Here is a 12,348-nt window from a genome sequence, read left to right as displayed (position 1 = left end):
TCTTATTAGTATATCCAATTTAAGCTAATATCAATTTTACATAACAAAATTTAATTAGTCAAAGTTATAATTTATTTTGTCTAAAAAGTAAAAAGAAAGCCTATAAGGCTTTCTTTTTACTTTTTATTTTTTAGTTCAATAACTACTCTTCTAAAAGGTTCTTCTCCTTCACTATGTGTTACAACAAACTCATTAGCCTGTAATGCAGAGTGTATTATTCTTCTTTCGTATGGATTCATTGGTTCCAATTTAAATGATTTTTTAGTCTTAATAACTCTATTTGCTGTTTTTATAGCAACACCTTTTAAAGTTTCTTCTCTTTTGCTTCTATAATTTTCAGTATCTACTATAACTCTCTTATGAGGATAATCATGTATTTTATTAACTACTAATGAAACTAAATATTGTATTGAATCTAAGGTTTCCCCCCTATATCCAATTAAAAGTCCCACATTTTTTCCACTTAAATTAATATGTAGAGTATCATTCTCTTCTTTAATATTAATTTCAGCATCAATGTTCATTTTTTTAAGCATATTAGCTAAGAAATTACGTGCTTCCTCTATATAGTCATATTTTAAACTTACTTTAATTTTTGCTGGTTTAACTCCTATAACATTAAATAATCCTTTAGAGCCTTGTTCAAGTATTTCAACATTTATCATGTTTTCTTCTGTTCCCAATTTCTCTAATGCTTGATTTAATGCATCTTCAACAGTTTTTCCTTCTATTTCTATTGATTTCATGTGTTAATCCACCACCTCTAAAATATGAAAGCAAAATTTATTTTATATTATTTTTTCTTTTTCTTCTTTTTACTTGCTAAGTTTTTAGGTTGTTCAACATCCATCATGAACTTGTCATCTAATTGTTCTATTCCTGAAGTCTGGCTCTCAACAATTTGTGCTTCTTTTATAGCTGGTCTGTAATTTAAGAAATAAGTTTGTACTAATTGAATAAGGTTACCAATTATCCAATATAAAACTAAGATGGCTTTAAATCTTAATGCCATAAATCCCATCATTCCAGCCATAACAAAGTTCATAGTTCCCATACTCATTCCATTTTCTTGCTGCGGAGTTGATTTAGTCATCAAATATGATGGTAAATATGTTGATAAAGCAGCTAAAATAGGTAAAATGTAATATGGATCTGGAGCAAATACATCTTTAATCCATAAGAATGATGCTACCTGACCATCAGGTAATTGAATGCCCATGAATACCCAATAAAGAGCCATTAATATTGGTAAAGGTAATAATGTTGGTAAACATCCACCTACCATACTAACATTATTTTCTTTATATAACTTCATGACTTCTGCATTCATTTTTTGTGGGTCATTTTTATATTTTTCTTGAAGTTTTTTTACTTGTGGCTGAATTTTTTGCATTCCTCTTGTTGACTTAGCCGCCTTTATATTAAACGGCAATATCAATACTCTTATTACCAGAGTAAATATAAAAATAGCCAGCACATATGATAGACCAACATCTGATACTCCCATGTTTACTATTACAGTATGAAAGTATTCAAATATGTCTCTCATAAAGTTTACTATTGCTTGAAACATTAAACTCTATACCTCCTACACTATTTTACTGGGTCATATCCACCTTTAGAAAAAGGATTACATCTTAGAATTCTATAACCAGCCATAATCCCACCCTTAAATGCACCATATTTATTGATTGCATCTAAAGCATACTGTGAACATGTTGGCCTAAATTTACAGCATGGAGCTTTTGCTGGTGAAATAAATTTTCTATAAAATTTAATTAGACTTATTAATACTTTCTTCATTAATATATAGGCCTGCCTTTTTAATTAAATTTTTCATAGATTTTTCTACACTAAAGTAATTTTTATCTTTAAGTGGATTTCTTGCTATAAAAACTAAATCATATCCTTTTATAATATTGTCAGAATTTAATCTAAAACTTTCACTTATAAGTCTTTTACATCTACTTCTAACAACACTGTTTCCAACTTTTTTACTTACAGAAACTCCTATTTTATTATATGATTCCATATTTTTATCTTTATTTCTTCTATTTTTTAATATATATAAAACTAAAAGATCATTGGCAAATGATTTTCCTCTTCTATACACAGTATTAAATTCATAATTCTTTTTTAATCTATAAATCATAGATATTAAAACTCCTTTTTTTCCGCCTATTTGCAGAAAAAAGGCCACTTAATGCGGCCCTTATGCTGTTAATTTTTTTCTTCCCTTTTGTCTTCTGCTCTTAAGAATGTTTCTTCCTGATTGAGTGCTCATTCTCTTTCTGAAACCATGTTCTTTTTTTCTTTGTCTCTTTTTAGGTTGATAAGTCATGAACATTTGCATGCACCCCCTTAAAATAATTTATTTATAGTAAAAACTATACTTCATGATTTTAAATTTTACTTTTCTATTATATATATATACTAATTTTCTGTCAAGGTCTGTAAAGTGGGTATAAATATGTTGATAATTAGATTTTTATATATTTTTTTGTGGATAACTTATTGAATATATGTGTTTACTTATGTTATCATATGAATGAATTGTTAATAACTTAAACTTTATATAGTTTATCCACAGTTGTGGATAAAATTGTGAATAACCAGTTTATTATCTACTATATTTTTTTCGCTTATAGTAGATATTTACTTGTTTTTGTCGTTTTTAAATAAAATTTTTTTTCTGTTATTAACTTTTTTTCAAAAATATTTTATACACATAATTATTAACATGTTGATAAAGTTATATACATTCCTGTTTATAATTTAAAACTGTTGATATAATTGTTGATAATATGTACATAATATTAATAAAAAAAATTTTCATTATATATAATTGGAGGAGAATAAATGGATGCCAATCTAAAAAATTTATGGGAGAAAACTCTAGATGTCATAAAAGGCGAACTAAGTGAAGTCAGCTTTAATACTTGGATAAAAAGCTGTGAGCCTATATCAATATCTTCGGATACCTTAAAAATAAGCGTTCCAAATTCATTTACGCAAGATATTTTAGATAAACGCTATAAAGATCTAGTTGCAAATTCAATAAAAGCAGTTTGCTCAAAACTATACAATATTGAATTCATAATTGCTTCCGACACATCTATTGCAGAAGAAATTAAAAAAGCCGAAAAAACTCCATCAAAATCTATAATTGTAAATGATGAAATGTCGTCAACATTAAATCCGAAGTATACTTTCAATTCTTTTGTAATTGGAAATAGTAATAGGTTCGCTCATGCAGCTTCACTAGCTGTTGCAGAAGCTCCAGCAAAAGCTTATAATCCGTTATTCATCTATGGTGGTGTCGGACTTGGAAAAACCCATCTAATGCATGCCATAGGTCACTACATTTTAGATGGCAATCCAAATGCAAAAGTAGTCTATGTTTCATCTGAAAAATTCACCAATGAATTAATTAATGCAATAAAAGATGATAGAAATGAAGAATTTAGAAAAAAATATAGAAATGTAGATGTCTTACTTATAGATGATATTCAATTTATTGCTGGTAAAGAGCGTACTCAGGAGGAATTCTTCCATACGTTTAATGAATTACATGATGCAAATAAGCAAATCATCTTATCGTCTGATAGGCCGCCCAAAGAAATTCCTACATTAGAAGATAGATTAAGATCTCGATTTGAATGGGGCTTAATTGCTGATATTCAGGTTCCCGATTTTGAAACAAGAATGGCAATATTAAAGAAAAAAGCCGATGTAGAAAATTTAAATGTTGCAAATGAAGTTATGGGATATATTGCAACGAAAATAAAATCAAATATAAGAGAATTAGAAGGTGCATTAATTAGAATAGTAGCTTATTCATCTCTGACAAATAGAGAAATCACTGTAGATTTAGCTACTGAAGCCTTAAAAGATATTATTTCTAAAAAGCAAGGCAAACACATAACTATAGATCTTATTCAAGATATAGTTTCAAGTTATTTTAATCTGAGAGTTGAAGATTTAAAATCTCAACGTAGAACTAGAAATGTAGCTTATCCTAGACAAATTGCTATGTATTTAAGTAGAAAACTTACAGATATGTCTTTACCAAAAATAGGTGAAGAATTTGGTGGAAGAGATCATACAACAGTAATACATGCCTACGAAAAGATTTCTGAAAATCTAAAAACTGATGACTCTTTACAGCATACTGTAAATGACTTAACTAAAAAAATAACTCAAAGCTAATTAATCCACAAATTGTTGATAATAATTATATAATAATATGTGGATATTTTTTTCTTGGTAGTTTAGTGTGAATAATTGTGGATAACTTGTTTAATTTGTTACTGACTTATCCACAAGATATTTACACATTTTTTTGTTGCTATATCTACGTTTGAGATACTTATCAACAAATTAACAGCCCCTACTACTATTATTACTATAAATATATTTATATTTATATCTATTCTAATCTAAAAGTTCCTGTGAATAATTTAAGGAGGATTTAAAATGATCTTTACATGTGAAAAACAAGAAATATTAGAAGGTATATCAACTGTACAAAAAGCAATAACAGGTAAATCAACAATGCCTATACTTGAAGGTATATACATAAAAACAAATGAAAACTCATTAACACTAATAGGTTCAGATATGGACGTAAGTATTCAAACTACTGTTAATGCAAATATTATAGAACAAGGAAGTATTGTAATAGATGCAAAAATATTTGGAGAAATTATAAGAAAGCTTCCTAACTCATCAATAAAAATAGAAACTCTAGAAAATCAAATAATAAGAATAACTTGTGAAAAATCTGTATTTGATGTAGTTTACATGAATACTAATGAGTTTCCAGAACTTCCTGAAATAAATGAAGATTTAAAAGTATCAGTAAAACAAAATATATTAAAAAATATGATAAAAGGTACATCTTTTGCAATTGCTCAAGATGAAACTAGACCAATACTTCAAGGAATCTTATTTGAGGTTAAAAATAAAAATTTAAATTTAGTTGCATTAGATGGATACAGACTTGCAATTAGGAGTGAATTCTTAGATACTGATATCAATATAGATGTAGTTATCCCAGGAAAAACTTTAAATGAAGTTTCAAAAATACTCGAAGATGTGGATAATATTGTGGATATTACATTTACGAATAATCATATACTATTCAATTTAGAAAAGACTAAGATTATATCTAGGTTACTAGAAGGAAAATTCATAAATTATAATTCTTTACTACCTCAAGAACATAAATTATTAGTTGATGTTAATAGACAAGAATTACAAAATGCTATCGAAAGAGCTTCCTTAATGGCTAAAGATGGCAATACTAATTTAATAAAATTAGATATACAACAAGACAATTTAATAATCACTTCTAATTCTCAATTGGGAAAAGTTAGGGAAGAAATAACAATTAAATTGCAAGGAGAAGAAGTACAAATTGCATTTAACTCAAGATATCTACTTGATGTATTAAAAAATGTTGAAGATGATGAAGTAGTTATGAAAATGACATCTGGAATTAGCCCATGTGTTATAGAACAAAAAAGCAGTGAAAATGCTAAGTACTTAGTTTTACCAGTTAGATTAATGAGATAAGGAGGATAAATATTTATTAATATTTATGCAAAAAAATGAATAAAATAGAGAAGATTAAAATTGATACAGAAATAATTAAATTAGATTCTTTTTTAAAGTGGGCAGCAATTGCAAGCTCAGGTTCAGAAGCTAAATTTTTAATCCAAGAAGAAATGGTAAAAGTTAATAACGAGATTTGCACTCAAAGAGGTAAAAAGTTAAAAGTGGGAGATATAGTAACTTTTGAAAATTTGGATTATGAAATAATATAAATAGTTGTATAATAATATAGTCATAGTTTAGATTACTATTATGATATAATTACTATAGGTGTATTTATTATGTATATTAAAAGTATAATGTTGGTTAATTATAGAAATTATGAAAACCTGCAAATTAAATTAAGCGAAAATGTTAATGTATTTATTGGTGATAATGCACAAGGAAAAACTAATGTCCTAGAAGCAGTATATTATGGTGCATTTGCAAAGTCACATAGAACATCTAGAGATAAAGAACTTATTAATTGGAATAATGATAAAGCTTATTTAAGTCTTTTGGTTGGTAAAGAACGTTTAGATAAGAGAATAGATATAAATATTTTAAAAGATGGCAAAAAAGCAATAAAGGTTAATGGCGTTAAAGTTAACAAGATAGGAGAGCTCTTTGGAATATTTAATGTCGTAATGTTCTCACCTGAAGATTTAAAGGTTATAAAAGAGGCTCCAAATTTAAGAAGAAAATTATTAGACATGGAGCTATCTCAAATTAATAAAAAATACTATTTCAATTTAGTTCAATATAACAAAATTTTGAATGAAAGAAATATGTTGTTGAAAAATAATGCATTTAATGAAGATATGTTAGAAATATATGATTATCAACTTGCTGTTCATGCTGATTATATTATTTCAAAAAGGTTAGAATATATAGATAAAGTTAACTTTTATGGCAAAGAGATTCATAAGGATATAACAACTGAAAAAGAGAATATCGAATTTAAATATAGCTGTAATGTTAATCTGGAAGACTATAAAACAAATTACCTAAAGAAGTTAAAAGATAATATTAAGCGTGATAGAGAAAAAGGAATAACATCCGTAGGACCTCATAGAGATGATTTTAATGTTTTTATTAACAATATTGATGTAAAAACTTTTGGTTCTCAAGGCCAACAAAGAACAGCTATTCTAACAATGAAATTTTCATCACTCAAAATTATTAAAGAAATTACTGGTGAGTATCCTGTTTTACTTTTAGACGATGTTCTTTCGGAGCTTGATTTAAATAGAAAAAAATATATATTAAGCACTATAAACGGGATACAGACTATAATTACTTGCACTGGAATAAAAGATATAAAAGATTATATTGATGGCAAAGCCAAAATATTTAATGTGTGCAATGGAAAAATTACTGAGTAGAGGAGGAGTATTGTTGTGTTTTTACATTTAGGTGAAAATGTTGTGGTTCCTATTAAGGATATTATTGGAATATTTGATTTGCAAAATACAATATATAGTTCTGACACTTTACAATTTTTAAGGTTAGCAGAAGAAGATGGATTTGTTGAGAGAATTACAGATGAAAGACCAAAGTCTTTTATAATAGCTGAAGTAGATAACATGAGTAAGATTTACTTATCGCCTATATCATCAACAACGTTAACTAGAAGAAGCGACATAAATTATAATTATTAAATAAAAAAGAAAAGCTTAAGTTTATAAGTTTAGGAGGAGTCTGATTTGGAACAAAATAATAAAAAATATGATGAAAATCAGATACAAGTACTGGAAGGATTAGAAGCAGTTAGAAAAAGACCAGGAATGTATATTGGTAGTACCAGTTCAAGAGGTCTTCATCATTTAGTTTATGAAATAGTAGATAATAGTATTGATGAAGCATTAGCAGGGTATTGCGATAAGATAGAAGTTTGTATTAATGAAGATAACTCTATTACAGTTACTGATGACGGTAGAGGTATGCCAGTTGGTATACATCCTAAAATGGGTAAATCTACAATTGAAGTTATAATGACTATTTTACACGCTGGAGGAAAATTCGGTGGTGGCGGATATAAAGTATCTGGAGGATTACATGGTGTTGGTGCATCTGTAGTTAATGCTTTATCTGAAGAATGTGTTGTTACTGTAAAAAGAGAAGGAAAGATATGGCAACAAAAATATAGCAAAGGTAGAGTTCTTACAGAAGTTATCCAAATAGGTGATAGTGATGAGACTGGAACAAAAACATATTTTAAACCTGATCACGAAATATTTGATGAAACAGTATTTGACTTCGACGTTTTAGCACAAAGATTAAGAGAATTAGCTTTCTTAAATAAGGGTGTTTATATAAAACTAATAGATAAAAGAGAAGGAAAAGAACAAGAAGAAGTATTTCATTATGAAGGTGGAATAAAATCATTTGTTACATACTTAAACAGAAATAAAGTACCTCTTCATGAAGAACCAATTTATATTGAAGGCATAAAAGATAACATATCTGTAGAAGTAGCACTTCAATATAATGACGGATATACAGAAAATATATTCTCTTTTGCAAATAATATAGATACAGTTGAAGGTGGTACCCATTTAGTTGGATTTAAAACTGCTTTAACTAGATCATTTAATGACTATGCTAAAAAGTTTGGACATATAAAAGAAAATGATAAGAACTTTAGTGGAGATGATATTAGAGAAGGATTAACTGCTGTAATATCTGTAAAGATTGAAGAGCCTCAATTTGAAGGACAGACAAAAACAAAACTTGGTAATAGTGAAGTTAGAGGTGTAGTAGATTCTATAGTTGGTGAAAATATCAGCACATTCTTAGAAGAAAATCCTAATATCGGTAAGATGATAATTGATAAAGCATTAATGGCTGCAAGAGCTAGAGATGCTGCTAGAAAGGCAAGAGAATTAACTAGAAAATCAGTATTAGAAAGATCTGCTCTTCCTGGAAAACTAGCTGATTGTTCATCAAAAGATCCTAAAGAATGTGAAATCTATATAGTCGAAGGGGATTCTGCTGGTGGTTCAGCTAAACAGGGAAGAAACAGAAAATTCCAAGCTATATTACCACTTAGAGGTAAAATACTTAACGTTGAAAAACAAAGATTAGATAGAATATTAAATTCCGATACTATAAGATCAATGGTTACTGCATTTGGTGCAGGTATTGGAAATGATTTTGATGTTACAAAAATAAGATACGATAGAATTATAATAATGACTGATGCCGATGTTGACGGAGCTCATATTAGAACATTAATGTTAACATTCTTCTATAGATATATGAGACCACTTATAGATGAAGGGCATGTTTATATTGCACAACCACCTTTATACAAAGTAAGTAAAGGTAAGAAGGATCATTATGCGTATAGCGATGCTGAACTTGAACAGTTATTAATAAATTTAGGCGGAAAAGATAATTCTACTGATATTCAAAGATACAAAGGTCTTGGAGAAATGAATGCAGCTCAATTATGGGATACAACAATGGATCCAGAACAAAGAATACTATTAAGAGTTAATGTAGAAGATGCTATGCAGGCAGATGAAATATTCACTATTTTAATGGGTGAAAAAGTTGAACCAAGAAAAGAGTTCATACAACAAAATGCTAAGAATGTTGTTAATTTAGACATTTAGTACTAATATGAGGTGAAGTACATGGATATATTTAATGAGGGAAAAGTAATACCCGTAGACATTAATCATGAAATGAAAAAATGTTATATAGATTATGCTATGAGTGTTATAGTTGGTCGTGCATTACCAGATGTAAGAGATGGTTTAAAGCCAGTACATAGAAGAATACTCTATTCTTTACAAGGGTTAGGCTTAACTCCTGAAAAAGGATACAGAAAATGTGCAAGAATTGTTGGAGAAGTTTTAGGTAAGTATCATCCACATGGTGATAGTTCTGTTTATGATGCATTAGTTAGAATGGCGCAAGACTTTTCAATGAGATACATGTTAGTGGACGGTCATGGAAATTTTGGATCTGTTGATGGTGATAGTGCTGCCGCAATGAGATATACAGAAGCAAAGATGAATAAAATTGCTGTAGAAATGTTAAGAGATATTAATAAGAATACAGTTGATTTTATGCCAAACTTTGATGGTGAAGAACAAGAGCCAGTTGTATTACCTTCGAGATTCCCTAATCTTTTAGTTAATGGATCATCAGGAATAGCTGTTGGTATGGCAACTAATATTCCTCCACACAATTTAGGAGAAATAATAGATGGAACAGTAATGCTTATTGATAATCCTGAAAGTTCAGTTTTAGATCTTATGACAGTAATCAAGGGACCTGATTTCCCAACTGGTGCTACTATTATGGGTAAAGCAGGAATAAAAGCAGCATATGAAACTGGAAGAGGAAAAATTGTTGTTAGAGCAGATGCTGAAATTGAAGAGGAAAATGGAAGACATAGAATCGTAATTACAGAAATACCATACCAAGTTAACAAGGCTAAGCTTATTGAAAATATAGCAGACTTAGTTAAAGATAAAAGAATAACTGGAATATCAGATTTAAGAGATGAATCTGATAGAGATGGTATGAGAATAGTAGTAGAATTAAAAAGAGATGCAAATCCTAATGTAGTTTTAAATTTACTATTTAAGCATACAAAACTTCAAGATAGCTTTGGTGTGATAATGTTAGCTCTAGTTAATGGAGAACCACAAGTATTAAACTTAAAAGAAATATTATCTAATTACATTAATTATCAAAAAGAAGTTATTACAAGAAGAACTGTATTTGAATTAAACAAAGCTGAAGCAAGAGCTCACATATTAGAAGGATTAAAGATAGCATTAGATAACATTGATGAAGTAATCAATATTATAAGATCTTCAGCAACTGGTGAAGCTGCTAAGAATACATTAATGGAAAGATTTAATCTTTCAGAAAAGCAGGCAACTGCAATTCTTGAAATGAGACTTAGAAGATTAACTGGATTAGAAAGAGAAAAAATTGAAGAAGAATATAATGAGTTAATGAAGCAAATTGAATATTTAAAGTCAATTTTAGCAAGTGAAGAAAAATTACTAGGAGTTATTAAAGATGAACTTTTAGAAATTAAGGCTAAATATTCAGATGAGAGAAGAACTAAGATTGAAAAAGTTCTTAATGAAATTGATATAGAAGATCTTATCCAAGAAGAAGATGTGGTTATAACATTAACTAAGGGTGGATATATCAAGAGAATATCAGCAGATACTTATTCAGCTCAAAGAAGAGGTGGTAAGGGAATACAAGCAATGACAACAAAAGAAGATGATTTTGTTGAACATGTAATGATAACTTCTACACATTCTGATGTATTATTCTTTACAAACAAAGGTAGAGTATATAAATTAAGAGCATATGAAATTCCTGATGCAGGAAGACAGGCAAAGGGAACTAACTTAATTAATCTTATAGCTATAGAACCAGATGAAAAGATTCAAACAGTATTAACTGTTTCCGATGGTAAAAAAGAAGGATTCTTATTCATGGGTACTAAGAATGGTATAGTTAAGAAGACTCATATAAGTGAATTTAAGAATCTTAGAAAGAATGGTCTTATAGCAATAAGCCTAAAAGAAGGCGATGAATTACTTAAAGTTAAGAATACTTATGGTGATGCCAACATTATTATGGTAACTCAAAATGGTTATGCAGTTAAATTTAATGAACAAGATGTAAGACCAATGGGTAGAACTGCATCTGGAGTTAAAGCTATAAACTTAAAGGGTGATGATATTGCTGTTTGTATGGATATAGCTGTAGATGATGAAGAATTATTAGTAATAAGTGAAAATGGATTTGGTAAGAGAACACCTATAAGTGAATATAAACTGCAAAACAGAGGTGGAGTAGGTTTAATTACTTATAAGATAAGTCCTAAGACTGGTAAGCTTACAGGGGCTACTGTATGTAAGGCTGATGATGAGTTAATGCTTATAAATTCTAGTGGTGTTGCTATTAGAATTAATGTAAGTGATATTTCTGTTACAAGTAGATCTGCAATGGGAGTTACATTAATGAGAACTACTGAAGATGAAAAAGTAGTTGCAATAGCTAAAATATTAAATAGTGATGATTCAGAAGAAAATTCAGAACAGGTTTCTGGGGATAATGTTGATAACTCAGAGTATAAAGATAATGAAAATGTGGATAATAGTATTATTAACTCAGAACATGATGAAGAATAAAAGTAAATAAATATTTTTATTAAGGGTACCAAGTTAGTATTGGTGCCCTATTTTTATATAAATTAGATCTATAAGAAAAGAAATATACGTTAAATCAATATAGATATTTCTTGATTTAGATTATAAATATCAAGTAATGTGTGCCTGGTGTATCATAGTGCAAAAAAGAAAGAATATAAGAGTATTTAAGAGGAAATATGTAATAATTTTGTGTATTAGGCAAAAGTATAAATAATCATAAGAAATTATGTGTTAAGATAAAACACGTCGCAAGGAGCGGTAAACAACAGAAATAAAGCTTTAAAATTACTAAAAAGTAATAAATTAAAAAGTTTTGAAAAAGTTGTTGACATGATTCAAATCAAGTGATATACTAAACAAGTCGCTTGAGTGTGACAGAAAAAAACAAAAAGTAACAACGAAAGTTGTGAAAGAAAATGGTCTTTGAAAATTGAACAGAATATATAATACATTTAAGTAAACCAGCAATTCTTTATTTTGAGTAAGCTAAGATTAAACTTTTTATTGAGAGTTTGATCCTGGCTCAGGACGAACGCTGGCGGCGTGCTTAACA

At 28.6% G+C, this 12,348-nt stretch carries 12 protein-coding genes; 7 read left to right on the top strand and 5 right to left on the bottom strand.

The window, feature by feature from the left end:
• Positions 1-116 precede the first annotated feature (116 nt).
• The 5 genes from jag to rpmH are packed head-to-tail and all read right to left on the bottom strand — an operon-like array spanning position 117 to position 2,347.
• Complete coding sequence (gene jag / locus HF850_RS11120; RefSeq protein WP_169105512.1) at positions 117-746, bottom strand: RNA-binding cell elongation regulator Jag/EloR; 630 nt, start codon at positions 744-746, stop codon at positions 117-119.
• 47 nt (positions 747-793) lie between these two features.
• Positions 794-1,573: a membrane protein insertase YidC gene (gene yidC, locus HF850_RS11115; protein ID WP_169105511.1), complete on the bottom strand. Its 780-nt coding sequence runs from the start codon at positions 1,571-1,573 to the stop codon at positions 794-796.
• Positions 1,574-1,593: 20 nt separating this feature from the next.
• The gene (gene yidD, locus HF850_RS11110; RefSeq protein WP_169105510.1) at positions 1,594-1,803 is read right to left on the bottom strand and encodes a membrane protein insertion efficiency factor YidD; all 210 of its coding nucleotides are present in this window, start codon (positions 1,801-1,803) and stop codon (positions 1,594-1,596) included.
• A complete protein-coding gene (gene rnpA, locus HF850_RS11105; RefSeq protein ID WP_169105509.1) occupies positions 1,775-2,152 on the bottom strand; it encodes a ribonuclease P protein component in 378 nt (125 codons plus the stop codon). The genes yidD and rnpA overlap by 29 nt, the downstream gene beginning before the upstream one ends.
• Positions 2,153-2,212: 60 nt before the next feature.
• Complete coding sequence (gene rpmH, locus HF850_RS11100; RefSeq protein WP_008419045.1) at positions 2,213-2,347, bottom strand: 50S ribosomal protein L34; 135 nt, start codon at positions 2,345-2,347, stop codon at positions 2,213-2,215.
• Between the two features lie 512 nt (positions 2,348-2,859).
• On the opposite strand from rpmH, the gene dnaA reads away from it, so the two are divergent.
• From dnaA to gyrA, 7 genes are all read left to right on the top strand, one after another.
• Positions 2,860-4,209 carry a chromosomal replication initiator protein DnaA gene (gene dnaA / locus HF850_RS11095; RefSeq protein WP_169105508.1) on the top strand — a complete coding sequence of 450 codons (1,350 nt, stop codon included), beginning with the start codon at positions 2,860-2,862 and terminating at the stop codon, positions 4,207-4,209.
• A 267-nt stretch (positions 4,210-4,476) separates the two neighbouring features.
• A complete protein-coding gene (gene dnaN, locus HF850_RS11090) occupies positions 4,477-5,577 on the top strand; it encodes a DNA polymerase III subunit beta (RefSeq protein WP_169105507.1) in 1,101 nt (366 codons plus the stop codon).
• A gap of 44 nt (positions 5,578-5,621) precedes the next feature.
• Positions 5,622-5,828 carry a S4 domain-containing protein YaaA gene (gene yaaA / locus HF850_RS11085; protein WP_169105540.1) on the top strand — a complete coding sequence of 69 codons (207 nt, stop codon included), beginning with the start codon at positions 5,622-5,624 and terminating at the stop codon, positions 5,826-5,828.
• Positions 5,829-5,897: 69 nt separating this feature from the next.
• Positions 5,898-6,980 (top strand): DNA replication/repair protein RecF, encoded by a 1,083-nt coding sequence (gene recF / locus HF850_RS11080; protein ID WP_169105506.1) that lies wholly within the window; start codon positions 5,898-5,900, stop codon positions 6,978-6,980.
• A gap of 15 nt (positions 6,981-6,995) precedes the next feature.
• Entirely contained in the window at positions 6,996-7,256 is a 261-nt protein-coding gene (locus HF850_RS11075; protein WP_169105505.1) for an extracellular matrix/biofilm biosynthesis regulator RemA family protein, read from the top strand.
• A 45-nt stretch (positions 7,257-7,301) separates the two neighbouring features.
• On the top strand, positions 7,302-9,215 hold the full coding sequence (gene gyrB / locus HF850_RS11070) for a DNA topoisomerase (ATP-hydrolyzing) subunit B (RefSeq protein ID WP_169105504.1): 1,914 nt from the start codon (positions 7,302-7,304) through the stop codon (positions 9,213-9,215).
• Positions 9,216-9,236: 21 nt separating this feature from the next.
• Positions 9,237-11,774, top strand: coding sequence for a DNA gyrase subunit A (gyrA, locus tag HF850_RS11065; RefSeq protein ID WP_169105503.1), 2,538 nt, complete (start codon positions 9,237-9,239; stop codon positions 11,772-11,774).
• Positions 11,775-12,348 lie beyond the last annotated feature (574 nt).

Source organism: Clostridium sp. SM-530-WT-3G (genome assembly GCF_012843905.1).
Taxonomy (GTDB): domain Bacteria; phylum Bacillota; class Clostridia; order Clostridiales; family Clostridiaceae; genus Clostridium.
Note: the sequence above shows the minus strand (reverse complement) of the source record. Positions and strands in the feature narration are given on the sequence as shown.